Source organism: Lederbergia sp. NSJ-179 (assembly GCF_022867885.1).
Lineage (GTDB): Bacteria > Bacillota > Bacilli > Bacillales > Bacillaceae_C > Lederbergia.
The window spans coordinates 87,262-113,892 of the sequence record NZ_JALIFP010000008.1 but is presented as its reverse complement, the minus strand read 5'-3'; the positions used below and the strand labels follow the sequence as shown (position 1 = coordinate 113,892).

At 39.1% G+C, this 26,631-nt stretch carries 23 protein-coding genes and 2 pseudogenes; 21 read left to right on the top strand and 4 right to left on the bottom strand.

Features of this window, described 5'->3' with window-relative positions; translation table 11 throughout:
* The first annotated feature begins 41 nt into the window (after positions 1-41).
* From MUB24_RS08635 to MUB24_RS08590, 10 genes are all read left to right on the top strand, one after another.
* A complete protein-coding gene (locus tag MUB24_RS08635; RefSeq protein ID WP_313898432.1) occupies positions 42-1,040 on the top strand; it encodes a Gfo/Idh/MocA family protein in 999 nt (332 codons plus the stop codon).
* A gap of 217 nt (positions 1,041-1,257) precedes the next feature.
* Positions 1,258-2,283 carry a UDP-glucose 4-epimerase GalE gene (galE, locus tag MUB24_RS08630; RefSeq protein WP_244703140.1) on the top strand — a complete coding sequence of 342 codons (1,026 nt, stop codon included), beginning with the start codon at positions 1,258-1,260 and terminating at the stop codon, positions 2,281-2,283.
* 131 nt (positions 2,284-2,414) lie between these two features.
* Positions 2,415-3,131 carry a metallophosphoesterase family protein gene (locus MUB24_RS08625; protein WP_244703139.1) on the top strand — a complete coding sequence of 239 codons (717 nt, stop codon included), beginning with the start codon at positions 2,415-2,417 and terminating at the stop codon, positions 3,129-3,131.
* 57 nt (positions 3,132-3,188) lie between these two features.
* Positions 3,189-3,524, top strand: a complete 336-nt coding sequence (locus MUB24_RS08620; RefSeq protein WP_244703138.1) for a hypothetical protein — start codon at positions 3,189-3,191, stop codon at positions 3,522-3,524.
* A 295-nt stretch (positions 3,525-3,819) separates the two neighbouring features.
* A complete protein-coding gene (locus tag MUB24_RS08615) occupies positions 3,820-4,269 on the top strand; it encodes a MarR family winged helix-turn-helix transcriptional regulator (RefSeq protein WP_244703137.1) in 450 nt (149 codons plus the stop codon).
* Between the two features lie 14 nt (positions 4,270-4,283).
* On the top strand, positions 4,284-6,119 hold the full coding sequence (gene ftsH / locus MUB24_RS08610; RefSeq protein ID WP_244703136.1) for an ATP-dependent zinc metalloprotease FtsH: 1,836 nt from the start codon (positions 4,284-4,286) through the stop codon (positions 6,117-6,119).
* A 235-nt stretch (positions 6,120-6,354) separates the two neighbouring features.
* Positions 6,355-6,564, top strand: coding sequence for a YdbC family protein (locus tag MUB24_RS08605; RefSeq protein WP_244703135.1), 210 nt, complete (start codon positions 6,355-6,357; stop codon positions 6,562-6,564).
* Positions 6,565-6,725: 161 nt separating this feature from the next.
* Positions 6,726-7,025, top strand: a complete 300-nt coding sequence (locus tag MUB24_RS08600; protein WP_244703133.1) for a nucleotidyltransferase family protein — start codon at positions 6,726-6,728, stop codon at positions 7,023-7,025.
* Positions 7,026-7,043: 18 nt separating this feature from the next.
* Positions 7,044-8,423 carry a 23S rRNA (uracil(1939)-C(5))-methyltransferase RlmD gene (rlmD, locus tag MUB24_RS08595; protein WP_244703131.1) on the top strand — a complete coding sequence of 460 codons (1,380 nt, stop codon included), beginning with the start codon at positions 7,044-7,046 and terminating at the stop codon, positions 8,421-8,423.
* A gap of 1,065 nt (positions 8,424-9,488) precedes the next feature.
* A complete protein-coding gene (locus MUB24_RS08590) occupies positions 9,489-10,919 on the top strand; it encodes a DHA2 family efflux MFS transporter permease subunit (protein ID WP_244703129.1) in 1,431 nt (476 codons plus the stop codon).
* A 240-nt stretch (positions 10,920-11,159) separates the two neighbouring features.
* Here the strand turns inward: MUB24_RS08590 and MUB24_RS08585 are convergent, their stop codons facing one another.
* Positions 11,160-12,080 (bottom strand): TIGR03943 family putative permease subunit, encoded by a 921-nt coding sequence (locus MUB24_RS08585; RefSeq protein ID WP_244703127.1) that lies wholly within the window; start codon positions 12,078-12,080, stop codon positions 11,160-11,162.
* A 6-nt stretch (positions 12,081-12,086) separates the two neighbouring features.
* On the bottom strand, positions 12,087-13,097 hold the full coding sequence (locus MUB24_RS08580; protein ID WP_244703125.1) for a permease: 1,011 nt from the start codon (positions 13,095-13,097) through the stop codon (positions 12,087-12,089).
* A 535-nt stretch (positions 13,098-13,632) separates the two neighbouring features.
* On the opposite strand from MUB24_RS08580, the gene rpsN reads away from it, so the two are divergent.
* The 9 genes and pseudogenes from rpsN to MUB24_RS08530 all read left to right on the top strand — a co-directional run bounded on the left by rpsN (position 13,633) and on the right by MUB24_RS08530 (position 20,205).
* Entirely contained in the window at positions 13,633-13,902 is a 270-nt protein-coding gene (gene rpsN / locus MUB24_RS08575; protein ID WP_244703123.1) for a 30S ribosomal protein S14, read from the top strand.
* A 159-nt stretch (positions 13,903-14,061) separates the two neighbouring features.
* Positions 14,062-15,027 (top strand): CobW family GTP-binding protein, encoded by a 966-nt coding sequence (locus MUB24_RS08570; RefSeq protein ID WP_244703121.1) that lies wholly within the window; start codon positions 14,062-14,064, stop codon positions 15,025-15,027.
* A 193-nt stretch (positions 15,028-15,220) separates the two neighbouring features.
* Complete coding sequence (locus MUB24_RS08565; RefSeq protein ID WP_244703119.1) at positions 15,221-16,411, top strand: GTP-binding protein; 1,191 nt, start codon at positions 15,221-15,223, stop codon at positions 16,409-16,411.
* A complete protein-coding gene (locus tag MUB24_RS08560; RefSeq protein WP_244703117.1) occupies positions 16,396-16,713 on the top strand; it encodes a hypothetical protein in 318 nt (105 codons plus the stop codon). The genes MUB24_RS08565 and MUB24_RS08560 overlap by 16 nt, the downstream gene beginning before the upstream one ends.
* Before the next feature lie 2 nt (positions 16,714-16,715).
* A pseudogene (locus MUB24_RS08550) lies at positions 16,716-17,089 on the top strand (metal ABC transporter permease).
* Between the two features lie 697 nt (positions 17,090-17,786).
* Positions 17,787-18,026 carry a hypothetical protein gene (locus tag MUB24_RS08545; protein WP_244703115.1) on the top strand — a complete coding sequence of 80 codons (240 nt, stop codon included), beginning with the start codon at positions 17,787-17,789 and terminating at the stop codon, positions 18,024-18,026.
* A gap of 251 nt (positions 18,027-18,277) precedes the next feature.
* Positions 18,278-18,590 (top strand): annotated as a pseudogene (locus MUB24_RS08540) (GNAT family N-acetyltransferase); the annotation flags it as partial.
* Positions 18,591-18,646: 56 nt separating this feature from the next.
* Positions 18,647-19,042 (top strand): VOC family protein, encoded by a 396-nt coding sequence (locus MUB24_RS08535; protein ID WP_244703113.1) that lies wholly within the window; start codon positions 18,647-18,649, stop codon positions 19,040-19,042.
* Positions 19,043-19,341: 299 nt separating this feature from the next.
* Complete coding sequence (locus MUB24_RS08530; protein ID WP_244703111.1) at positions 19,342-20,205, top strand: aminoglycoside phosphotransferase family protein; 864 nt, start codon at positions 19,342-19,344, stop codon at positions 20,203-20,205.
* A gap of 199 nt (positions 20,206-20,404) precedes the next feature.
* On the opposite strand, the gene MUB24_RS08525 is transcribed toward MUB24_RS08530, so the two are convergent.
* Together MUB24_RS08525 and MUB24_RS08520 are read right to left on the bottom strand one after the other, a co-directional pair.
* Positions 20,405-20,971: a DUF6944 family repetitive protein gene (locus MUB24_RS08525; protein WP_244703109.1), complete on the bottom strand. Its 567-nt coding sequence runs from the start codon at positions 20,969-20,971 to the stop codon at positions 20,405-20,407.
* A gap of 255 nt (positions 20,972-21,226) precedes the next feature.
* The gene (locus MUB24_RS08520; RefSeq protein ID WP_244703107.1) at positions 21,227-22,042 is read right to left on the bottom strand and encodes a ZIP family metal transporter; all 816 of its coding nucleotides are present in this window, start codon (positions 22,040-22,042) and stop codon (positions 21,227-21,229) included.
* 256 nt (positions 22,043-22,298) lie between these two features.
* On the opposite strand from MUB24_RS08520, the gene MUB24_RS08515 reads away from it, so the two are divergent.
* Entirely contained in the window at positions 22,299-24,347 is a 2,049-nt protein-coding gene (locus tag MUB24_RS08515; RefSeq protein WP_244703105.1) for a catalase, read from the top strand.
* 454 nt (positions 24,348-24,801) lie between these two features.
* Positions 24,802-26,385, top strand: a complete 1,584-nt coding sequence (locus MUB24_RS08510; protein WP_244703104.1) for a PTS sugar transporter subunit IIABC family protein — start codon at positions 24,802-24,804, stop codon at positions 26,383-26,385.
* Positions 26,386-26,631 lie beyond the last annotated feature (246 nt).

The window sequence follows — 26,631 nt, the reverse complement described above, 5'->3', positions numbered from 1 at the left end:
GAATAGAGAGGAAAGGATTCATACATTATAGGGAAAAGGGAGTGTCTGATTTGATAAAAGTAGCTTTACTTAGTAGATGGCATGTGCATGCGGATGATTATGCAAGGAGTGCTCAGAAGAATCCAGATCTTTCCATTGAGCTTATTTGGGATGAAGAGGCAGAGCGTGGGGAAAATTGGGCGAAGGAGCTAAATGTTCCCTTTGAAGCCGATATTGATAAGGTCTTATCCAGTCCAGATATCGATGCTGTGATTGTCAGTACGCCTACTAATCTACATAAAGAGATTATTATCGCGGCCGCAAACAATAAAAAGCATATTTTTACCGAAAAGGTTCTCGCTTTTACTGTGGAGGATTGTGAAGAAATCTATCAAGCAGTGGAAGAAAATAATGTGAAACTAATGTTATCGCTTCCGCGTTTAACGGAAAACTATTATCTGTACGCACAGGAAGCCTTAGATTCTGGTAAACTTGGAAAATTAACGGCTATTCGTTGCCGTCTCGCCCATAATGGCGGTGTGGGACAAAATGGGGCGAAAACAGGCTGGCTTCCTGAACGATTTTTTAATAAAGAGCAAGCCGGCGGCGGTGCCTTAATGGACCTTGGGGCCCATCCTATTTATTTAACCAATCGTTTGGCGGGTCCAGCGAAAGCGGTTCAAGCACAATTGCAACAATCAAGTGAGTTTGAAGTAGACGATAATTCGGCTGTTTTGGTTCAATATGAATCAGGGGCGATCGGCATCATTGAATCAGGCTTCATTTCCTACGGAAGTCCATTCCAATTGGAATTGTATGGAACGGAAGGCGTATTATTGATCGAGGAGGGAAACGTCCGCATTCAAAGCAGCCAGTTTGCCGAACGAGGTTGGCAGACACCCGAATTGCCAGATGCCTTACCAATGCCAATGCAACAGTGGACATCCGCTATTCTACATGGCACCACACCATCAATTACGAAAGAAGATGTACTCGGATTAACCGCTATCAATGAAAAAGCGGCTTTATCTCAAGAAGAGGGTAAAAGGATCGAGCTGTAACAAATTTACATGCCCGTATGATGGATCATCACCTATTTAAAGGGTGGTGATCTTTTTTTTCTAAAAAAAGTAAACGCGAAAAACTTGGTTGGATTCATACTGACTTCCCTAAGCTACATATACATAAGAAGAGAGAAAAAAACGAATGAGGCAGATGCTCATTCGTTTTTTCCGGATGAAGGAATGGAAAAAATAAGAGTGAGGGGCTGGGGGACGAATGGCCATTCTTGTCACAGGCGGGGCCGGTTATATCGGCTGTCATACATGTCTTGAATTATTAGATGCAGGTTATGACGTGATTGTCATTGATAACTTTAGTAACAGCCATCCAGAATCATTAAGACGAGTGATGGAGATAACGGGGAAAAAACTGACGGTCTATTCGCTTGATTTATTGGATAAGAAAAGCTTGGAAACCGTGTTTCAGCAAAATCAGATTGAGGCGGTCATTCATTTTGCTGGTTTAAAGGCAGTAGGGGAGTCGGTCCTGTTTCCTCTATCCTATTACCAAACCAATATTTTGAGCACTGTTAACTTGTGTGAAATGATGAAGAGATATGATGTGAAACATTTCGTCTTTAGTTCTTCTGCAACCGTATACGGAATTCCGGAGCAAGTACCAATTTGTGAGAAAGCAAGTCTGCGGGCAAACAACCCATATGGTCGCACAAAACGAATGATTGAAGAAATATTAAGAGACCTTTTTCAATCTGATCCAAACTGGAGCATCGCGCTTTTACGATATTTCAATCCAATTGGGGCTCATGAAAGTGGCAAGATTGGCGAAAATCCAAAAGAGATTCCGAATAATCTTATGCCCTATATCACCCAAGTGGCAATAGGGAAATTGCAGGTCTTATCCATTTATGGAAATGATTATCCAACCCGTGATGGGACGGGAATACGGGATTATATTCATGTCGTCGATCTTGCCAAAGGCCATGTCAAAGCACTTGAAAAAATGATGACTACAACCGGAGTAGAGACCTATAATCTCGGTACCGGAAAAGGATATAGTGTATTAGAATTAGTTGCAGCCTTTGAAAAAGTATCGGGCTTAAAAATCCCATATAAAATAGTTGAACGCCGCCCAGGTGATATCGCAGCAAGCTTCGCAGATGTTTCCAAAGCCAAACGAGAACTTGGATGGGTAGCAAGTAAAGGAATAGAGGAAATGTGTAGAGATGCTTGGAAATGGCAAACCCAAAATCCTTATGGTTATGAGAGTAGAAAGGAACAATAGATACGGATTAGCGCCTTATTCTTTTCACTCGACAGCAAAAGAGAAAATCATTGCAGTAAATCGCTGTGAATGGAATAATCAAAGATAATGCGATAAGCTTTTTATTTATAATGAGTAAGGAGATGTTCTGAATGAAAATTGCCTTTATTTCAGATATTCATGGGAATGCAACCGCTTTAGAAGCGGTGATAAAGGATATGAAGGAAAAGGCGGTAGACCAAGTTTTTGTCTTAGGGGATCTTTGCTATCGGGGTCCAGAGCCAAAGCGGTCGCTTGAGTTAGTCCGATCTTTAGATTGTCCCGTCATTAAAGGAAATGCAGATGAATGGGTTGTCAGAGGCATCGAGGTAGGGGAGGTACCGGGACAAGCTTTGGATATCATGAGAAAAGAGCGGGAATGGACCTATTCGCAATTGGATGAGGCGGATAGGGACTATTTAAAAAATCTGCCAACCGAAGTGAATACTGATGTGAACGGTGTTCAAATTTATGCTTTTCACGCCACGCCGGATAGTTTATTTGATGTTGTCCAACCATATGCAAGTGATGATCATTTACAAGAAAAACTAATGACCACTGAAGCAGACATTTACCTTTACGGTCATATTCATACACCTTATATTCGCTTTTTAAATGGGAAAGCGGTGATTAATCTCGGGAGCGTTGGTTTACCTTTTGATGGGGTAAGCAAAGCATCCTACTGTCTAATTGATATTCAAGATGGCCATTTTCAAACTTCGCTTGTGCGCGTTGATTATGATATCCAGCAAGTGATTGATCAGCTAAAAAGATCTGATTATCCCAATATTGATTTCCTTGTGAATGTTTGGCAAAGTGGAAAGCCATGATATGACATAGGGAAATCCTCTCATAAGTTGCGATGGCAGGAAGGAAGGTTCAAGCATTTGAAACGGAAAAGAAAATTAAGCAAAACGTATCTCATCCTCTTTATTGCTTTCTGTGCGGTGCTTTTTTTTGCTATGAAAAATCAACCGTGGTTTCGTTTAGATGCTGCTCAGGTAACGATCGCTTCGACAGCAACTGGGGAAAGGGAATTTTCAAGCCTTCGCCCCATTATATTGAAAAAGGAGAAGATATACCCGGCATTCAGCGAGCATCCTGTCCCTCTTCATCCATCCGGCTCATTAACAGAGGAAACCGACGAGAGAAATCCCAATGGGGAAGCCAAAAACAAGAGCGGGGATAGCGGTTTGGGAACCAACTGGCTATGTTTTAGATGAATAATTACATTAAAGGATCGATGACGAGCATTCAAGATGAAATTTGCCAGGTATTAATAGAATCCACTATATAATCATAGAGTCAGTTCTTTCAAAAATAATGCGGGAACTGGCTTCTTTTTAATGTGGTTCGTTTCCTCTTTATTATAGGAGATTTCTCCGTCTTCACTTTTTCCCCCCTCTTAATTGACAAAAATTGCTTCTTTCTTTTTTATTGAAAACTTCGTATGAATAATATAAACTATATTATATATTAAACATATATATTATGGTCTATAATTGATGGAGGGTCTTTATGGATGCCGATGAGTTTAAGACATTTCTTTTGTGTTATACGAGAGAAATAAACGAAAATACCAATATTGCCTTTAATCCGATTATTGAACGATTTGGTTTGACGATGCTACAAGTAAGAATACTTTTAGAAATCCACCAGAATGGTTCTCATACAATTGGAAGTCTCGCAAATCGGATAAAAATGGCAGGTACAAATATATCGACCATGTGTAAAAAGTTAGAGAAAAGGGAATTTTTAGAACGGGTAAGGAATCCAGAGGATGAAAGAGTTGTGTTGGTTATCCTTACTGAAAAGGGAAGCGAAATCGTATCCTATATCGATCAAGTCATCATTGAAAAACTCTCAGAAGAATCAGCACAGACCTTGAATGATATTATGATTGGGTTACAAAAATTAAACAAACTACTACAAAAGTTTGGAGAAAATGAGAAGTCGTCATTCGAATAAAGGAGAAAACATACATGAACATACAAAAGAATCCGAAGAAGCCACTCATCTATTATGCTTTAATCGCCATGATGGTTGTCATGATCCTAAACGCTTTTGTCTTTCCCTTTATCATAAAGGAAAAAGTCACACAGGTTGATTATGGCACCTTTCTAACACAAATTGAACAAGGAAATATAAGTTCCGTTGAAATACAAGATAATCAAATCGGTTATACCGTTGTCGATGGCAGTGGAAGAGAAGATGTATTTGTCACAGGACGAATGGATGATCCAGACCTTGTCAATCGACTTTATGATGCTAAGGTAAAATTTACAAGGGTGATTCCAAAAGAAACCTCACCACTTTTTAAGTTTCTATTAGCTTGGATCCTGCCTTTAGTGATTTTTATTGCGCTCGGCCAATTTTTCGCACGGAAATTACAGGGCAAGCTTGGTGGTGGCGCAAATGCAATGACTTTTGGAAAAAGTAATGCGAAAGTGTATGTAGAAGCGCAAACAGGTAAAACCTTTGCCGATGTGGCGGGGCAGGAAGAAGCGAAGGAAGCTTTACAAGAAATTGTTGATTTTCTTCACAATCCAAAAAAATATCAAGAAATTGGCGCTAATATTCCGAAAGGTGCTCTGTTAGTTGGCCCACCAGGGACAGGGAAGACATTGCTCGCAAAAGCGGTTGCAGGTGAATCAAAGGTTCCCTTCTTTTCCATATCAGGTTCTGAATTCGTGGAAATGTTTGTCGGAATGGGGGCTGCGAGAGTCAGAGATCTATTTAAACAAGCCCAAGCAAAAGCTCCATGTATTGTTTTTATAGATGAGATCGATACAATCGGGAAAAACCGAAATTCAGGCGGTCCTAGTGGCAATGATGAAAGAGAACAAACCCTTAATCAGCTTTTAACGGAAATGGATGGATTTGATGCAGATAAAGGGGTTGTCATTTTAGCCGCAACCAACAGGCCTGATACCCTTGATAAAGCTCTCCTTAGACCAGGAAGATTTGATAGACGTGTACCGGTAGAACTGCCGGATCTTTTAGGTCGGGAAGAAATATTAAAGGTTCATGCAAAAAAGGTAAAATTTGCGGATGATATTGACTTTAATGCGATCGCTAGAGCAACATCAGGAGCCTCCGGAGCCGATTTGGCCAATATGATCAATGAAGGAGCACTTCGCGCGGTAAAAATGGGTCGAAATGAAGTAAACCAAGCTGATTTGGAAGAGTCGGTAGAGGTTGTACTAGCTGGCTATCAGCGCAAAAATTCTTTAATTACAATGAAGGACAAACTAACGATCTCCTATCACGAAATTGGACATGCTTTAGTTGCGGCAAAACAAAGCCATTCCGCACCTGTGCATAAAATCACCATCATCCCGAGAACATCAGGTGCATTAGGCTATACGATGCAAATAGAAGAAGGCGAAAAAGTGCTCATGAGTAAAGAAGAAGCCTTGGATAAAATCACGACCTTTATGGGGGGACGTGCGGCTGAGGAGATTATCTTTAACCGGGTCACTTCAGGGGCATCCAATGATATTGAACAAGCAACGAAAATTGCAAGATCCATGGTCACGAGATTTGGAATGAGTGAAGAATTTGACATGATGGCACTCGAAACCGTGAATAATCCGTATTTAGGCGGAGACACCTCGCTCTTGGTATCGGCAGAAACAGCCGCAAAAATTGATGATGAAGTCTTAAAAATCATTAAATCCTGCCACAAGAAGGCTATTCAAATCTTAGAGGATAATAAACAGAAATTGCACGAACTAACGAAATACCTTTTAGAAAAAGAAACGATCTCCGGCGAAGAATTCATGACCATCCTAACAGCAAAAGAATCGAATCTATAATAGTAAAAGAGCGGCCCCCACTGATTCATTGCGGTGGAGGGCCGTTTTTTTTTTTTTTTTTGATGGAAATAATATAGAGTAAGGCCAATTTTTAAAGTGGGAAAAGGTCCTGCCAGTGCGATTGGCGAGAATATAAGAATTTTCTCTCCGCAGTTGTTATGGATGTAAAGGAATTTATGATAAGATGAGTATAAAAACATTATGCACATACGTTTTGTAGGAAAGGAGAATGGAAGTGGCAGATATTCAATTTGAAATCACAAAACAAATTGCTGTCCTCTCAGAATCACCCAAAGGATGGACAAAAGAACTGAATCTAATTAGCTGGAATGGTCGTGAGCCGAAATATGATATACGTGATTGGGCACCCAACCATGAGAAAATGGGGAAAGGTGTTACATTAAGTGAGGCGGAACTTGAAAAGCTGAAGGATGCATTAAAGTAGGGAGTAAAGTGGAAGTTAAAGTGAATCTCCAAGAATATTATCTACCATAATATGGTGAGAGTAGGGAAGAATATATGGAACCACTGAAAGATATTCGTTGGCGGCAAAGATTTGAAAACTTTGAACCGAATGTATGAAAAACTGTCGAAGGAAGTAGATTGATGTTTGGCTTAATAGATCAAGACTTTTATTATATAACAAAAGCATTGAACACCTTTGAGGAAATTGAAAAAGCCATTGTGTTTGGGAGTAGGGCCTTGGGCAATTATAAAAAGGGTTCAGATGTCGATCTTGCGATATATGGACAGAAGGTAACAAATAAAACAGTCTTTCAATTAAATGAATTATTAAACGAAGAATACCCACTTCCTTATTTTTTTGATATTGTAAATTACTCCGAAATAAACAACCCAAAACTGAAAGAGCATATTGATAAGGAAGGAAAAATGTTTCCATTTTAAGTGAAAAGGACGACAACAATGGGGAAAGCACAACGACCAGTTCAAAAAAATCAAATCATCGATGTCACTTTTGAGGATTTAACGCATGATGGAAATGGTGTAGCCAAAGTGGAAGGTTATCCGCTTTTTATTGCCAATGGACTACCAGGTGAAAAAGCGAGAGTGAAGGTAACCAAACTAAATAAAGGCTATGGGTTTGGGAAAATCATGGAAATCTATGAAAAAAGTCGATATCGGGTCATTCCTGAATGCCCGATTTATGAGGAATGTGGAGGCTGTCAACTCCAGCATTTAAGCTATGAAGGACAATTAATGGCCAAGGAAAAACAAGTTCGTGATTGTGTACAACGGATTGGAAAAATAGAAGATGTCACCATACATCCTGTTTTGGGAATGGCCCAACCATGGCGATATCGAAATAAATCGCAAGTTCCTATAGGGGAAAGGGAAGGCGGATTAATCGGTGGTTTTTACCGACAACGAACGCATGACATTATCGATATGAAAGAATGTCTGATTCAGGTGGAGGAAAATGACCATGTATTAAAAAAGGTGAAAGAGATTTGTGGAAAATACGGGATCAAACCGTATGATGAAAAAACGCATAAAGGGTTGCTGCGACATGTGATGGCACGCTACGGAAAAGTAACCGGTGAAACGATGATCGTGTTCATTACAAGGACATCGGAACTGCCAAATAGGAAAAAGATTGTCGCAGAATTGGTAGAGGTCATACCTAATCTCAAATCGATTGTACAGAACGTCAATTCTAAACGGACGAACGTGATTTTTGGAAACGAGACAAAGGTGCTTTGGGGTAGTGAAACGATTACTGATTATATTGGCGACATTCAATTCGCGATTTCTGCGCGCTCGTTCTATCAAGTCAATCCAGAGCAAACAAAGGTTTTATATGAGAAGGCACTGGAATACGCAGATCTGAACGGTGCGGAAACCGTGATTGACGCATACTGTGGAATTGGCACAATCTCGCTCTTTCTCGCGCAAAAGGCGAAAAAAGTATACGGAGTCGAAATTGTTCCCGAAGCGATTGATGATGCTGAGAGAAATGCTGAACTAAATGGATTGGAAAACGTGGAATTTGCAGTGGGGGAAGCAGAAGTGATTATCCCAAACTGGTACAAGCAAGGGATCGAAGCGGATGTACTTGTCGTAGACCCACCCCGGAAAGGCTGTGACCAAGCTCTTTTGGACACAATCATACAAATGAAACCGAAAAAAGTGGTGTACGTTTCCTGCAACCCAGCCACCCTTGCCCGTGATTTACGCCTACTAGAGGATGGAGGCTATAAGACTTTAGAAGTCCAGCCTGTCGATATGTTTCCGATGACGGCGCATGTCGAGTGTGTAGCATTGATGTCACGAGTGGATAATTAGGAGGGCGAGAAAGCTCATAAATAAAGGGTTTCCCGACATTGAGGTTTTCTCACGGCTAATGTGCCGGAGGTGCCAATGTTGGGAAACCCTTATTTTTTTATTGTTCAAGGTAACATATCAACTACCCTGAAAGTGATAGGGTTGAGTTGACAGGTTAGATTTTTGCCTGGGGTTGAGGAGACAGGATAGATATAGAATTTAGTCTTCTCGCACAGCATCTCTATCGAATATTTTATCAAGTCCCTCGTCCGATGTAATACCGCGAGCCTCATTCTAACCGTTGTTTTTTCCATGGCCAGCCGATAGAAATGTTCACGATCGTCTACACCTTTTTTTTTAGTCGGATAGGCTGAATCCTGCCAAATTTATCCCAATGTTTCTCTGCAAATAAGCCTATTGCCTTGAGGTAATTGTCCTTGCGGCTGGGGTCATGGAGCTCTAGGATATTAAAAACGCAACCTTGTGAATCAGCTCTAACCAACCATTGTTGCAAGCATCAATGCAATTGATGTATTAAAGGAAAGTTACCCGAAAGGAACGAATATTTTAAAACTAACAATCTATTTATTGAAAATAAGCCTTTTCGATATTCAGGTCTTCTTGTACCTAAATTCAAGTTGTTAAAAAGGCAGTGTATATTTTGTGCATAAAATTTCATTTTTTGTAGATCCTACAAGATGTAAATACCCTGTTTTTTGACATCTTCATGATTATTCTATATTGGCTTCATTTGATATTCTAAAAATCGGTTCAATGCCGATTTTTTTAATGCTACTGCTATTCGGAAATATAAATGCATGTGAAATCGATTGCGAAGCTGAAGTTGGGTTTATCTAACAAAAATAATTATTTCTGATTCAGACCTCGATTCAAAAATAATACTTTTCCGATTCCAGCGATTTTAATGCTTAGTCCAACAAAACACACCAAAACAATGGACAATAACCAAATGAAGAGATGTCAGGAGAAGAGATCTCTGTTAAAATAACAGAATACAGATCTTTTTAGAGACACGAAATATTATGGTGTAACTCTTGGATTATTTTTAAAGAAAGAGGGAAAATTATGACAACTGGTCAAACTTCCTACCAATCGCCGACACAGGTGAAAAAAGCACCCATTATGATTGTACTCATTTCCGGTGCATTCGTTGCCATCCTAAATCAGACATTACTCGCGACAGCTCTGCCGCATATTATGAAGGATTTGCAGATTGAGTATAGTACGGTTCAATGGCTGCAGTCTGCGTTCATGTTGGTGAACGGCATCATGATTCCGATCACAGCTTTTTTAATTGGACGATTTACGACACGAAAACTGTTTCTTACTGCCATGGGTTTATTTGCATTAGGGACAGCCTTGTGTGCGCTGGCAACCAATTTCCCCATTTTGTTAACAGGTAGAATCTTACAAGCATCAGGTGCGGGAATCATTATGCCTTTAATGCAAACGATCCTGTTTATGATTTTTCCTGTAGAAAAGCGCGGTACCGCTATGGGAATGTTTGGCATGGTGATCGCCTTTGCCCCAGCTATTGGTCCAACATTATCAGGGTGGTTAGTAGAACAATACCCATGGGAGAGCTTATTCTATGTTGTTCTTCCGATTGCTTTAGTGGATATTCTGATTGCCTTTATGGTACTAAAAAATGTGACCAAACAAACTTTTCCTAAGGTTGATCTAAGTTCCATTGTATTATCCACTCTTGGTTTCGGTGGTTTATTATACGGATTTAGCTCTGCGGGCAGTGAAGGATGGGCAAGTATGCATGTTATTATTTCTATGATTATTGGAGCCATTGCCTTAGTATGGTTTATCCTTAGACAATTAAAGCTAGAGCAGCCAATGTTGGAATTCCGAGTTTTTAAAAATAAAACGTTTGCGCTCACCACCGTACTTGGGATGGTGACATTTCTTTCCATGATCGGCGCAGCTGTTGTTCTTCCACTTTTCATGCAGGATATGCTTGGTTTTAATGCACTTCATTCCGGTTTAATGCTTCTCCCTGGGGCAATCATTATGGGAATCGCCAATCCGATAACGGGAAGATTGTTTGATAAATTCGGAGCAAGATATCTAGCCATTACGGGACTAGCGATCCTAATCATTACCACTTTTATGTTTACGATGTTTAATGACCAGACTTCGTTCGCTTATCTGGCCATTATCAATGCGTGTCGAATGGCGGGAATTGCGATGGTCATGATGCCTGTTACAACAGCAGGATTGAATCAGCTTCCACCGCGATTAATTCCGCATGGTACTGCGATGAACAATACGATGCGCCAGATTGCAGGTGCAGTTGGAACGGCGTTACTTGTTACCGTCATGACTACGGCTGCCCGTCCTGATGAAGGGCTTAATGGCGCGATTCACGGTGTGAATATGTCATTTGTTGTTGCAGAAGTATTTGCCATTGTTGGCTTCGTGTTCGCATTCTTTATTAAAAAACCACAGCCAGATCCTGAACGAATAACCAATGACGAGAAAAACTAGGAGAACATAAAAACAGTTTGAAAAAAAGGTTAGGCGGATCGCAGTCAAAAAATATAAGCTAGTTCAAATGACCCGTATAGTTCAGCATGGAAGGCAGTTGGCTCCCAATTTATCTTTTGGATGTGTTCTGTACTACTCGTATGGCGATTGGAAGCAAGTGAACTATTTTAATTCTTCATAATCTGCTTTCCAGTGTTGGGCAAATCGTGATGTAATTGTATAAATAAACGTATATACTACTTATGCTACCTTGATTAATGGTGGATATATATAGGGAGCGCTTGGTCCTTCCAATATTGTCCACTTTTCTACCTTTATCACGGGCATTTCAAATCCATTATATGTCGTGACATTTAGAGTACCTTCTATTTCAAGCCAAGTGTCCTCCTGAAACGTGCTTGCTTCGTCAAATTCACTTAAAAAACCTACTATACTTGCATCCGCGACACAGTGAACCATATAAAATCTTGAAAGAACCAACTGGTTTGATTCTAAACCATCTTCTTTATATACAAATCCTTTTGCTATAATTTTCTTTCCTATGAATCCTTTTGGATTTGCGGTAATTTCGTCATAGTAGGCTGCATATATAGTCTCTTTCATATGGATAACTTCTGATTTATACAGGCCTTCCATAGCCTGATCATACTCCTTTTCGGAAAAATAATTATTATTCGTTACAGGTGTCTTGTGCTCCAACTGCGGGTTATCTATATTAGAAGAAGGCTTCTTCCCTACTATTGAATCAATTTTATTGGATGCGCCCACATTAGTATTTTCACTTTGACTAGCTCGTGGCAGTATGGTACCTTTTTTTGCGGCTATAGAGGAGTCTAACGTTGTTGGTGACAACATAAATCCGGTAAGTAAGGGTGTGATGATAATGGCGTATCCGATAAACCTTTTCATAAGAGAACTGGATTCATGATGGTGATGACCACAATCCGAACAAGAAGTATGATTCTTATAAGTAACTTCCCACACCCTAAACAGCTGGATGACGGATAAAAAGGCAAATATTCCTAAAGCGATTTGGCTTATAATGTCATACTTTGGATTAACATAATTGGCTATTTCACCTGTATAATGCAATTTAATAAAAAATGCTGTAAATCCCGCTAAAATGATTGACCGTAAAAGCTGTCTGATATTAATGCGCATCCTTTCTCACCACCCTAATAAACTGATTATACGAATACATAAAAATACTACTAAGGTTATGATTACTGATAGAACAAGCACAAACCTCGCTCTAAATGCTCCCCACAACATAATCGCATTTTTTAAATCCAACATTGGCCCATATACTAGAAAGGCTAATACGGAAGCTGAGGGAAAAAAGTGACTAAACGAAGCACCAATAAAAGCGTCTGCTTCCGAACATAGGGATAAGAGGAAAGCTAAGATCATCATCATAATAGTAGATCCAATCACACCATCACCAAACACGAATAAAGATGATGTTGCCACATTTGTCTGAACAAAAGCTGCGATAAAGGCTCCAATAAATAGGTATTTTCCCATATCGAAAAACTCATCAATCGAATGATTCATCATTTCTCCAAGTTTTTGATAAAAAGACTTTTTACGGGCCGCCTTACTTATTGGAGGTGTGTGATTCAATGCTGTATCTTTTAATTGGTTGGATTTATAAAGATAGCTAATAGCGAGTGAGATAAATAGTGCTGCAATAAAACCCACTCCCATTCGTAATATTGCCATCCTTAAATCATTTCCAAATGCCATATACGTTGAAAAAATAACAATAGGATTAATTAATGGCCCTGTCAAAAGGAATCCCACTGCCGCATGAATTGGCACCCCCTTTGAAGCTAAACGGCGTACGATTGGCACAATACCGCACTCACAAGCAGGAAATAAACCACCAATAACACAACTCATTAACACCGCCATATATCTGTTCTTTGGAATCCATTTCCTAATAAATTCTTCCGTAACAAAAATTTGAACAAAACCCGCAATTAGAACGCCAATCAACACAAAGGGAATCGCTTCTATTAAAATACTGAGAAAAATGGTATTCAATTGTTGCAAGGAATTGGGTATATGCATTGAAAATGTTTTTCCAATTAATTGACTAGTTGAAATGAAGAAAAATACAATCATGATGACAAACATTCCTGTAACATCAAGTGAATATGAGTAAAGTCTGTTCATTCTAAAATACCTCCCCTTTATTTTGAATCGTAATCTATATTAATGCCCTTGATGAAGGATAAGTAATGTTGCCCTTCTCTAGGCTTGCTGATCTTGTCTCGGAACATTTGCTTGTCGTCGATAGGCGGCCTTGCGCTACTCTTGTTAGAAACGACAATAAGATATCTATACACTATTTGTTAAGCAAGGAAATACAAGATGGAAAATCCAATCGGAATCATTACTATAGTTATTCTATTAATTAAAATCTTGATTATACTAATTTATGATAAAAAATTTAGAATTGCATTTGCGTTAAGGTTAATGTTTTTAGTGAGGGGAATCTGACTAGTAGTTTCATGTTTGTCACGCCCAACTCTCTTATTTTATAGAAAAAGTTAAGGTGAAAAATTGGTGCCACGCAAAAATCATAATCTTTCCTATTTACATTCTAAATAAAATGATGTATTATAATGCTACATAAATCGTAATGATTACGATTTATAATCATCTATTGATATAGAAGATGTTATTATTCTCAAAAGGAGTAGATCAAATGGCTAAAAAGTCTAAAATTGCAAAAGAGAAAAAACGCCAGCAAATTGTTGAACAATATGCTGCTTTAAGAAAAGAGCTTAAGGCCAAAGGAGATTATGAAGCACTTCGTAAATTGCCACGAGACTCTTCGCCAACTCGCTTGAAAAATCGCTGCGAGATTACAGGCAGACCACGTGGCTACATGCGAAAATTCAACATGTCACGGATTGCCTTTAGAGAATATGCTCATAAGGGACAAATACCAGGCGTGAAAAAAGCCAGCTGGTAATGGCTGATTAAACGATTATCGTTTAGAAGAACTAAAATATGTAGGAGGGGCATCTTAACGTGTTGTCCCTGTTTGTGTGCTAAGGAAGTATAAAACTTTTAGCGTTTTCTGATGATCAAAAAGATTTCATGTGAATGAACACAAGAGGAGGGAAGCACAATGTCAACAGAAAAAACAATTCCGGTAACGATTTTAACTGGGTTTTTAGGTGCAGGTAAAACAACATTACTGAATAACTTATTAAAGGACATGCCTGAACAAAATGTTGCAGTGATCATTAATGAATTTGGTGATACAGCGATTGATAGTCACCTGGTGATATCAACGAGAGAAGAGATCATTGAAATTAATAGTGGTTGTATTTGCTGTAATGTACGAGGTGATTTAATCCATATATTAAGTAATTTGATCACAAAAGGAGAAAGAATCGACCGTATTGTGATTGAGACAACGGGCATGGCAAATCCAGCTCCGGTTATTCAAACCTTTTTAATGGATGAAAAAATGGGGAAGGCATTTGAAATCGATTGCGTAATTGCGATGGTGGATGCCAGGCATATATGGCAGCACTTAAAGGAAGAGGAGCCCGGGCAACAAATTGCTTTTGCCGATGTTTTGGTATTAAATAAGATGGATTTAATTTCAATCGATGAGAAAAAGGCACTCGAACAACAGCTGATAAAAATGAATCCACATGCGAAGCGGCTTTACACTACTTATGCAAATGCAAATATCCTAGATTTGATAGGCAACAAATCCTTTGATGTAACGAACGTTTTAAAAGTAGACCCAAGTTTGTTAACTGACACACACCACCATCACCATAATGATCAAGTAACATCTTTTGTTTATAGAGAAGAGCATCCACTTGATTTGGAAAAAGTAAATAAATGGTTCGCTTATTTAGTCCACTTTAAAGGAGAAAATTTGTATCGTTATAAAGGTGTACTTCATATAAAGCAACTTGAGAAAAGGGTTGTTTTTCAAGGTGTACATATGTTGTTTGCAGGTACAGAGGGCGCTCGTTGGACCGACAATGAAAAACGTGAAAGTGAGATAGTATTTATAGGGAAGCATTTGGATTATCAGGAACTAGCAAACGGCTTTCAATATTGTCTTGCTTAATTTTTTTGTGATTCAAATCGTAATGATTTCGTTTTGAGAGATGACCATTGTGAATAAGATAGATGATGTCATGATTATAGGAGCTGGTTCATCTGGAATTGGTGTCGCAGCGTTATGACAACAAATGAATTGCACATCCTATTTTCATGCTGCTGGATCATATTTTTTATGATGAAAGAGGAGGAATAATAAATTGAAAAAGATCCCTGTTACTGTATTAAGCGGTTATTTAGGTGCTGGTAAAACAACGTTATTGAATCATGTCTTACATAATCGAGATGGATTGAAGGTAGCGGTCATTGTCAATGACATGAGTGAAGTCAATATTGATAGTGAGTTAGTTCAAACGCAAGGTGGTTTTTCTCGGACAGAAGAAAAATTAGTAGAAATGTCAAATGGCTGTATTTGCTGTACATTACGAGAGGATTTATTGGTAGAGATCGAGAGGCTCGTGAGAAAAGAGGATGTCGATTATATTCTGATTGAGTCATCAGGGATTAGCGAGCCTGTTCCAGTCGCACAAACTTTCTCTTATATAGATGAAACGATGGGAATTGATTTAACAAAATATTGTCGCTTGGATACGATGGTTACAGTGGTTGATGCGAATCGTTTCTGGCATGATTTTGGTTCAGGAGACAGTTTGCTGGAGAGACAACAAGCGGTTGGCGAGGAAGATACGCGCAATATTGCCGACTTATTAATAGATCAAATTGAATTCTGTAATGTACTTGTTTTAAATAAAACAGATTTAGTGAAAGAGGAAGATTTACAAAAGTTAGAGCAAGTCATTCGCAAACTACAGCCTGAAGCGAAAATCATCCGTACACAACATAGCAAGATAGAACCAAAAGAAATATTGAATACCCGTTTATTTGATTTTGAAAAAGCCAGTGAATCGGCAGGCTGGTTGAAGGAGCTCAATGCAGGGGTAGAAAATCACACGCCGGAAACAGAGGAATATGGCATAGGCTCGTTCGTCTATACATCAAGGCTGCCTTTTCACACGGAACGATTAGTGAGCTGGTATCGAGATTTACCGAAAGAGATTGTCAGGCTAAAAGGTGTGATGTGGTGTGCGACGCATAATGACATAGCATTATTACTATCACAAGCTGGTCCTTCGGTAGATGTGGAGCCATTAGCCTATTGGGTCGCTTCACTACCAACAGAACAGCGAAAGGAACTATTAAGAAATAATCCGGAAGTTAGAGATTTATGGGATCCTGAATTTGGCGATCGTCATACAAAGCTTGTTTTCATCGGGATGGACTTGGATATTGAGCAGATAACCAACGACTTGGATCGTTGTCTATTAAGTGAGTCAGAAATGGCTGAAGACTGGTCACAATTCAGAAACCCATTTAATTGGAGTATTTCGTAAAGGAGAGGAAAAAACTGAAGAGACTACTTATTGGTTTATCAAGTTTATTACTAATAAGTATCTACTTAACAGCATGTCAAGGAACAAAAGGTGAGCAAGTGGATGGAACAGGGAAAGGAGAATCAGAAGTACACACAGATAAGGAAGATGAAGGTGAAGAACATAATCATGATGATGGTGATGGTGATTCCAATGATCATAAGGTACCAGAAGATATAAAAATCGAAGGAGTCGCTGATCACTATCATACCGGAGATATGATCGATCTAACTGCAGTTTTGAATATGGTGGGGCCACATTAAGCATGAATCAATTTTTATTTGGTTCCATTGTCACCATTAACGATCAACAAGTATGGATGTTGTTGGGCTTAACGGCAATTATAGGCTTACTCTATTTAATTTTCCGAACACTATGTATATTCTTGCATTTGATGAGGAAGCAGCCTTTACCGCTGGCCTGCCTACCAAAACCATGTCGATTTTGTTTAATGTATTAACAGGAGTAACCATTGCAGTAATTATGCCTATAGTCGGCGCTTTACTTGTCTCTGCCATTATCGTTTTGCCTGCTGCTATCTCGATGCGATCAAGCAAAAGTTTCAATGGTGTCATTTTGATTGGAATTGTCATCGCATTCATTGGCATGTTGAGTGGCTTCGTCGTTCTTATAAATTAGGTTCGCCCCCAGGAGCCTCTATCACATTAATCTTAATTATGATATTTGCTGTCACTACACTCATTAGGAACATCTTGCGCCATCTACAATTAGAGAGACTATTTAATAGAAGTGATGTATCATGAGTCTAAGCTAAAATGAATGATACAGTAAAGAAAATATTAGAATGAGTCGCGACGTTTATAAAAATGTCGCGATTTTTTAACAGGATAGAAAAGTATAAATTTTGGCTAATGTTGGATCTAGCTCCAGCGCCCAGCGACTAGCAAACTTTCGGTGCCTTCCTACGATAAGTCAACATCGATTCACCCTTCGGGTTCATCGTGTTTCCTTTATCTCGTCAGGCCCCTAAAAAGTTTGTACGTCGCTAAACGGGCGCTTGCGCTTTTCTTAAGAAAGCATAGAGCGTCCGGAGCCTAAATTTATCCAAAGCAGATAGAAATCCCGTCGAACAAGAAAATAAAAACGCGTAGAGGTGAACTTTTGGATTTCAAAGATTGTCTAGCTAGCATTAACTAGATAAAGCCAATCATTCGGCACTAGGTGGAGAGGTTTAATAAAATAAGGTATATGATAAACTATTTATAAGCAGTGTCAGAAACTGCCTTACATCCTAGAGTTAAAGCGCGGTAAATAGAACATTCTGAAGCCTTTCAAGACTTAAATCGTAGTAACTTATAGTTAAGGAGGAATTACGTTGAAAAAATACTTATTGTTCGTGGGGAGTTTTAGTGTAGCTTTTATAGTACTGGAAATATTATCCGGTATGTTATTAACAATGTTTTACACACCTAGCATACCATGGGAAAAGGCTCCAACCCTACCGTCTCACGTTGAGTTTGGAAGTACAAGTTCTATTCCGCCCCTTGTAATATCATTAATAGCTTTGGGAATTGCTTTTGGTATTACGAAGCTATTCAACAAAAAGGCGGTATAATTAAGAAAGAGGCTGGTACTAAAGTGTTTCTATCAAAGTAAAATCCGAACTAACTAGAAACTATGGTTGATGCATATAATCCGCTCAGGAAATATACTTCGCTTTCCGTGGGCAGCTGGTGAGCCTCCTCAGTCCTACAGGATGTAGGTCACAAAGGCGTTTCGCCAGGACGGCGCGTACTTAGCCTTTGATCCTCATTCGCACTCCGGGGTCTCACCGATGCCTTTCATCCCACAGGAGTCTACGTATATTTGGTTTATAAAGTAATTGATAAAGAAACTGGGGAAGTTATTGGGCATCTCTCTTTGGGGAAATTTGATAGAAAAAACAAATCTGCAAGAGTTGGAAAAGTATTAGTCGGTAAAAAACGCAAGGGGTAAGGGAATAGGTCAGCAAATGATTAAGGAGGGGTCATTCACTGTTTCTGCAATCGTCTGTTACGAAAAAGCAGGGTTTATAAAAGAAGGTTTACATAGAGATTCAAAGAGAAATGGTAATGAATACTGGAGTTTATGGGAAATGAGTATTTTAGAAAATAAGTGGTTGAAAATCAAAAATGTTTAATTCTTCTTCAACTAAAGCGCTCATAATTTAAAATTTGTATTGTAGGAGGGCTTCAATTGTCAAATGGAGTTATCCATCACATTGAAATTAATGTCTCTAATTTAAAAAATACAGTAGATTTTTGGACTTGGTTTTTAGACGACTTAGGATATAAAGTTTATCAAGAGTGGGAGAAGGGACAGAGTTGGAAATTAGGTCAGACTTACATTGTTTTTGTACAAGCTGAAGAAAGGTTTCTTGATGTACCATATCACCGATGTAGAGTCGGTCTAAATCACCTAGCTTTTCACGCATCCTCTCGTGCTCAAGTGGATAAGGTTGTAAGTAAGTTAAAAGAAAAAGGCACGAATATTTTATATAGGGATAAGCATCCTTTTGCAGGAGGACCCGATCACTACGCTGTGTACTTTGAAGATCCCGACAGAATTAAAATAGAATTGGTGGCGCCTTAGCCCTAAATTCCACATCAACAATATCAGCCACTAATTGGAATGAACTCCTATCCTTTTTTGGTATAGATTTTGATGATGAGTTAAATTTGTAGAGGAAATGGTTCTACCTAATGAATTTAAGGATGTATATCCCAACTTGCAATTGTGACTCCTACAGCCTGTGATTAGGGCCATATTAACTATTAAAGGCATTGTGTTTTTAGGGTTCAGTGAATGAGATTATTTTGCTTATAAAATTTTTCCACTATGTAAACTAGACTTATACATAGCAATCAAATCATATGGAGGGAAGATCTGGATTGGGAACTCCTATCGATAACGTGAATTGGGAAGAAAAAAGTGAAGGTATGAATGCTTTATTAAATCAGAAGGACAGTTTCACCATGCATCCAATCGATCAGGGATTTGAAGCTGAGGTAATCAAAATCAATTCAGCTAACAAGAGCTATGTATTGAAAATTTGGAATAAGAATTCTAAACCCGATATTCGGATGCAATTTCGGTTGTTGAATTTTCTATTTGAGCAAGGATTATCAGTCTCTAAACCATTGGGGTGGGGAACAAATGCCGCTGGCGACAGGGTATTATTCACAACGTTTAATGGAAGGCCGGTTACGAAAGTGAGTGTAAAGAATATGAAGGATATGGCGAACATCTTTCATACCATTCACGTTCAAGATATTAAAGATATCCAGTTGCCTAAGTACGATTTTATCGAATATTTTTTTCCAGGAGTGATCGAACACTCTGACATCTATCATGCATTACTATCTCTTGTTCCAACAACTGAAATGAAACAAAAATGTATGATTCATGGTGATTTCCATTTAGAAAATATTTTGGAGCAAAACGGGCGATATACTGTGATTGATTGGACAAACGTACAATTAGGAGATCCAAGATACGATTTTGCCTGGTCATATATGCTCATTAAGATATATTTGTCCGATCGATATGCCAATATCTTTCGTTCAGCGTATCTACTTGAAAGCGATATTCAAGAGGAAGAGCTGGAAATATTCGAAGCTCTGGCTTGTCTCAGATGGATTTTATTGAATCGAAATGGTGGCACACCCAAAGGGCCAAACTCGACGAAAAGGGTAAAAAACGTAATCGACAACAATCAATTCCTAAAATCATTACCATTTAATGATTTTCAATAAAAAGACCTCTTATCGATCGTGAATAAGAATGAAAAGCAACTGGAGAATGGATACACCTAATATTTTGTGGAATTTGGTTTATCCTTCTCCAAATCACGAATACCTTTGGAAGGGTGTATATTCTGTTAACATGACTATCTATTCTTTTGGTCGGATGACTAAGTCATTAGAAAAGGAAAACTAAAATCCCTTTATTACTTTACTCCTTATCCAGCTGAGGACCTGCCCCTATACTTTGCCCGATGGCTGTAATAATGGCGCCGATTGCTTGTATCCAAGTGCCGATTTCATTTATTTTTTGTCCATTTAATCCACTTTGCTCTTTTATACCCGAAAAGGCCTGTAATGAGCTGCCAATTATCTGAAGAAAGTTTCCATAAATAGTATAAAGCTGTTCTGGAGAGGGTTCACTACTGAAACCATCAGCTAGTGATATTCCTCCACCAACTGCCTGTAGTAAATCTCCCTTGATATTTAATTTTCGTTTTGAGGCTTCATTGAAGTCAATTACTATCCCTACTATGGATGTTGAGTTTCCGATTGCTTGGACCTCATTTCCTAATTTATCCAACGTGAAAATTCGCGCGCTATCTGCTACAAGTGAATTTCCGGTTGCTTGCAGCACATTCCCGTATAAATCTAAATCGCGGCGGAATGAATTCTTAATCTTTAAAGAAGATGTGCTTCCGATTGCAGATAGTGTTGTACCTATAGCTTGTACCCAGGAACCAAATATTGCTAAAGATTCATTATTTATAACGACCACCTACCTTAGAGTTCCTATAATAGGATATTCCAAGTGAATGATTTGGTTATGGTGCTTTAACACAGGGGATAGTCTATTTTGCGTAAGGATTGAGGTCAATCCCACAGCCAAATTAATTTAGCTGGTGTTATGTTCAAGAGATCGCACAACTATTAGTGTAAAGATGTTTGTGTTTTTCTTATAGCCATTCCTTGTCCTCATTGGCTTATACCTGCTATGCATCTCTCTTTTAAAAGGCGTCTACCAAAATTTTATTTAGCCCAATGCCACATCAAGAACCATCATTAAGGCGAACCCCACCATTAAACTCATAGAGGCCAAATCTTTATTCCCTTTTTCTTGTGAACTTGGAATCACCTCTTCGGCTACCACAAAGATCATTGCCCCGGCCGCAAAACTTAAAGCATAAGGTAATATAGGTTCGATAAATGTGACAGCTAGCGCTCCGATCATCGCAGCGATCGGTTCAACCATGCCTGAGAATTGTCCATAGAAGAAGCTTTCCCTTCGAGACATTCCTTCCCCTCTCAAAGGCATGGAAACCGCAGCACCTTCTGGGAAGTTTTGAATACCAATCCCAAGTGCTAATGTCAAAGCACCTGCCAAGGATGCCTCCGTTCCTCCATTCGCCAGTGCACCAAAAGCAATCCCGACGGCTAACCCTTCGGGGATATTATGTAGTGTGATGGCGAGCACTAACAATGTACTTCTTTTTCTTTGATTTGGATAATATCCTTCCGCCTGGCCAATCGGGGTATTCGGATGAAGATGAGGTAAAATTTTATCAATCCCCCATAAAAAAATCCCACCTAATAAAAATCCAGATGCTGCTGGAAACCAGCTTCCTATAGCATGGTCATCTGCCATTTCGATGGATGGAGCTAGTAAAGACCAATAACTGGCTGCAATCATTACACCTCCAGCAAAACCTAACATACTATCCAATAGTCTTTGGTTTAAGGACTTTGTGGCAAAAACGATACTAGCTCCCAATGCGGTCATTCCCCATGTAAATAAAGTAGCAATTAAGGCCTGTGTCACAGGATCAAAATTCTGAAAAAACTCTATCATAATGGAAGAACTCCTCTTATAAAAATAATAGTAAAGATAGATTAAAGTTAAGTGAAGCTGTGTTTTATGAAGGATTATCTATTTTTAATTCCCTTCATTATAATCATTTATTTTTGTTAGGACAATAAGAAAATCATAAGTCTCTATTTTTTAACCACCTACCTTACATTCAGTACCTGTATCCTCCTTCAAATCGCCTGATCTGAATAATCCTAAACGTACATTCATATTATGGAAGAAAGGAGGGTTTAGAACATTGAGTGATGAACGTAAAATAAATGAAAACAGTAAAGATGAGCAATTGGAGCTATTTCGGGTTGTTGATAAAGGAAAAAAACTAACGACTAATCAAGGATTAAAGATGGCTGAAGATGAGTTTTCTTTAAAAGCTGGTGAGCGCGGACCAACTTTAATGGAAGATTTTCATTTCCGTGAAAAAATGACGCATTTTGATCATGAGCGAATTCCAGAACGGGTTGTTCATGCACGTGGGTTTGCTGCCCATGGTGAGTTCCAAGTATATGAAAGTATGAGAAAGTATACGAAGGCTAAATTTTTACAGAACCCAGCAGTAAAAACACCCGTTTTCGTTCGATTTTCAACAGTAGTAGGTTCTCGTGGATCTGCTGAGACGGTTCGGGATGTACGGGGTTTAGCGACGAAATTTTATACGGAAGAAGGTGTCTATGATCTAGTCGCGAATAATATACCTGTATTTTTTATACAAGATGGAATTAAATTTCCAGACATTGTACACGCCATTAAACCAGAGCCAGACAACGAAATTCCACAGGCCTCATCTGCTCATGACACATATTGGGACTTTGTGGTGAGCAATCAAGAATCGGTACATATGACCATGTGGTTAATGTCAGATCGAGCTATACCACGAAGCTTCCGCATGATGGAAGGATTTGGGGTGAACACCTTCCGTTTTGTAAATGAGAGAGGAACAGCCTATTTTGTTAAATTTCATTGGAAACCGAAGCTAGGGGTACATTCACTTGTTTGGGATGAGGCTCAAAAAATTTCAGGTGAAGATCCTGACTTTCATCGCCGAGATTTATGGGAGAATATAGAGAAAGGAAATTTTCCTGAGTTTGAATTAGGGGTTCAGATTCTTGACGAAGAGGATGAATTCAAATTTGATTTTGATATTTTAGATGCGACAAAGCTTTGGCCTGAGGAAGATATTCCAGTAAAAATCATTGGAAAAATGACGTTAAATCGAAATGTGGATAATGTATTCGCAGAAACAGAGCAAGTAGCTTTTCATCCAGGTCATGTTGTACCGGGAATTGATTTTACAAACGATCCATTATTACAAGGACGTTTATTTTCCTATACAGATACACAGCTAATTCGTCTTGGTGGTCCAAATTTTCATGAAATACCGATTAATCGTCCAGTGTGTCCTTTTCACAATAATCAGCGTGATGGCTATCACCGTCAAACGATCAATGTAGGGAAAGTAAGTTATCATAAAAATACATTGGCAGGAAATACACCCACGCCTGTAGGGGAAGAAGAAGGTGGATATGTTCATTATCAGGAAAAAGTGGAAGGGTGCAAAGTGCGCGCAAGAAGTGAAAGTTTCAAAGACCATTTTTCGCAAGCAACGCTTTTCTGGAATAGTATGAGCAAACCTGAAAAAGAACATATTATCGATGCTTTTCGGTTTGAATTAGGGAAGGTGAAGAGCAAATCGGTAAGGCAACAGGTAGTTGACATATTTGCTAACGTAAATTTAGATTTTGCTTTGGCCATTGCTGAATATATCGGAGCAATGCCACCTAAAGGTGGAGGATCCCCTATAACAAAATCCTCTCCTGCTCTTAGTCAGTTAAACACGAAATTTAGTGCAGATACACGAAAAGTTGCCGTCATTTTGACAGATGGCTTTAATGGCAGGGATATAGAGTTTGTATTGGAAGGACTAAAAGCAAACGGTGTGCAGCCTGAAATCATTAGTGAAACATTCGGAAAAGTGAGAGGATATGATGGAGTTATACTTAAGGTTGACCACACTTTCTTAACAGCTCACTCCGTTTTATTTGATGCTGTTTATATCGTAAGAGGAAGCAGTAAAAGTGTAAAATTTAATAAGGAAGCTGGTCAATTTGTTTATGAAGCATACTCACATTACAAACCGATCGGTGCCACGCATGATGGGAAAAAGTGGTTGGAAACAGATGAAATGGGCCAGAGTGTAGGGGTGGTCCTAGAAGATAATACGGAAAGATTTGTAAAGGCATTTGTGCAAGCGATCGCAACCCATCGGTATTGGAATCGTAAGATCGTTTAGAGCAGTTAGCTCAGAATTTTGAAGATCATGATTATAAACGAACATAATATGAACTATACGTATTACACGTCTATGAAAAGTAATGTAAGTTTAGCTGAGGGACATATTTTTTAAAAGTTGAAACAATCATCGCCTTTTTATTTATTGATAATGCTCCCTCTTTTCTATAGAAAAAAATTCCCTTTCCCATCTATTAGTATGAATTGGAAAGTTTATTCATCTGACCTGTTAATGTTCTCCCCTTTGAACAACACCGTTTTCCTTCTATAAACAACGGAAATCTATCAAATCTAACACTTCGGTCTTTGAAATTTTTCTTTTCGGGTTTATACTAGAATAATCAAACGAAGGAGTATTGTGCGCCTCAATCCTTTAGTACGATAATATGGTAGTGTGGTGAACCCCATTGGGGATTTCCGTAGTAATAGAGAGCTAATGTAAGGGGAGAGTACCTGTGAAAAATATAGCGATTTTAGGAAGTAGTGGGGGAAATTTATATAATTTAGGTGGGAAGGATCCAGAGAAGCTTCTAAAGGAAATATTTATTCAATGTGATTCTGCTGGAATCAATATAAAGGCCGTGCAATTTATTGGAGCGGAAGTTTCGATGGATATGGCGAAGGAACATTCGAAAGCAGGGCTATATATTTTAAAAGAAACAAAGCCAACTAGAATATTTGAAGGAACCTTAACAGAGGTAAATGATGAGGCGAATTCAATCGATTCCGAGATGGCCCAAAACATTCGGGATGGAAAAATTGATGGCTTGATCGCAATGAGTATTGATCCAGAAGGGACAAATAAGGAAGCCATTTTAGCGGCTGTCGAAAAAAGAATTCCGGTTGTGGGGACAGGAGGCACATCGATGGCCATCACGGCCTCTAAAGGGGCCAATGTGATTTCGACATCTGGTACAACAGGGACTTCGAATCGCACGAGAGCCGTATCCTTTACTTCTTCTTTGTGCAAATTTTGGGGCATCAAATACCAACCGGTGATCGGTGGACCATCAGAGACAAAAGCAGGAAACCCATTCAAAAGAATCAATATTAGAGGGATTATGATGGCTTCCTTGCCAGCCTTTATAGCGCTAGCTCTTATTCTCGCATTGAGTAAGATTCCTGGATTGTCGGGTCTGGGCGAAGTCTTTGATTTATTATTACAGGCCCTGCCTGTTGTGATTGCAGCTATTGCTGCCAAGCAAGTCTCCGATTTAGATGAAGTATCCATCGTAGCTGGTATCATTGCTGGGGTATTATCGATCGATGGAGGCATTATTGGCGGAATGATTGGTGGAATTGGGGCTGGATTACTCGTGCAATTTTTATTTCTTAAATGTGTCCAATGGCGCTTTCCGATGACGACTGTTAACATCGTTGCGGGCGGATTTTCAGGAGTTCTCGCCGGTTTACTCGTATTCTACTTAATAGGGCCGTTGGCCTTAATGCTTGGCGGTTATATCAAACTAATTATTGAACAGGTGATCACATTCAGTCCGATCCTTGCTGGTGCAGTAGCTGGTTTACTCATTTGGCCGGGGATTCTAGGTGGAATCTATCATGCAGCCATTCTTCCAATCGTATTACTTGAAATGGAAAAAAGCGGGAACAGTTTCTTAGGTGCTGTCGATATGGTTTCTTTAGTCATAGTCGCCGCAGGCATTAATTTCGCGAACATCATTGCGCCACGTGATAAAGGGAAAGCAGCCATTGCGGCTCCTGGCTTTATGATCAACCTAGGTTTCGGTACTTTCGTAGAATCCGCCTATCCCTTTATGTTTTCCAATAAACTCGTTTTTGGTGGAGCTCTTTTTTCTGCCGGAGTTGGTGGAGCATTAGTTGGCGTCTTTAACGTAAGAGGCACCGCCTATTTACCTTCTTTTGTCGCACCATTTGCATCGGATAATGTAGTAGGATTTATCATTTCCATGATCGGCGCTTTTGTTTGTTCTTTTGTGATTACGATAGTAGCGAATAAAATGATGAGAAAAAAGAGTGTTGCGGTTGTGGAGAAAGGTGGGACCATAGGGGTGGAGTAAAGAGCTTTGGGAGCAGATCAAAAATTCGAGGATTAGTGTCCCTGCCCCTCCTAGAACAAGGCTATGAGACGTGATGGACAGGCTTTTTTATTTTTTGGGGTTATAATATAATAAAAGGGATAAACGGATCGAGTCCTGAATCGAAGACTAGATAAGGATAGATTCAAGATGGCAGTGCCAACATGGGAGCATTTTTTTATCGTTTGTCTAATATATTAAATATCCGGAAGACATCCGTAAGGGCCC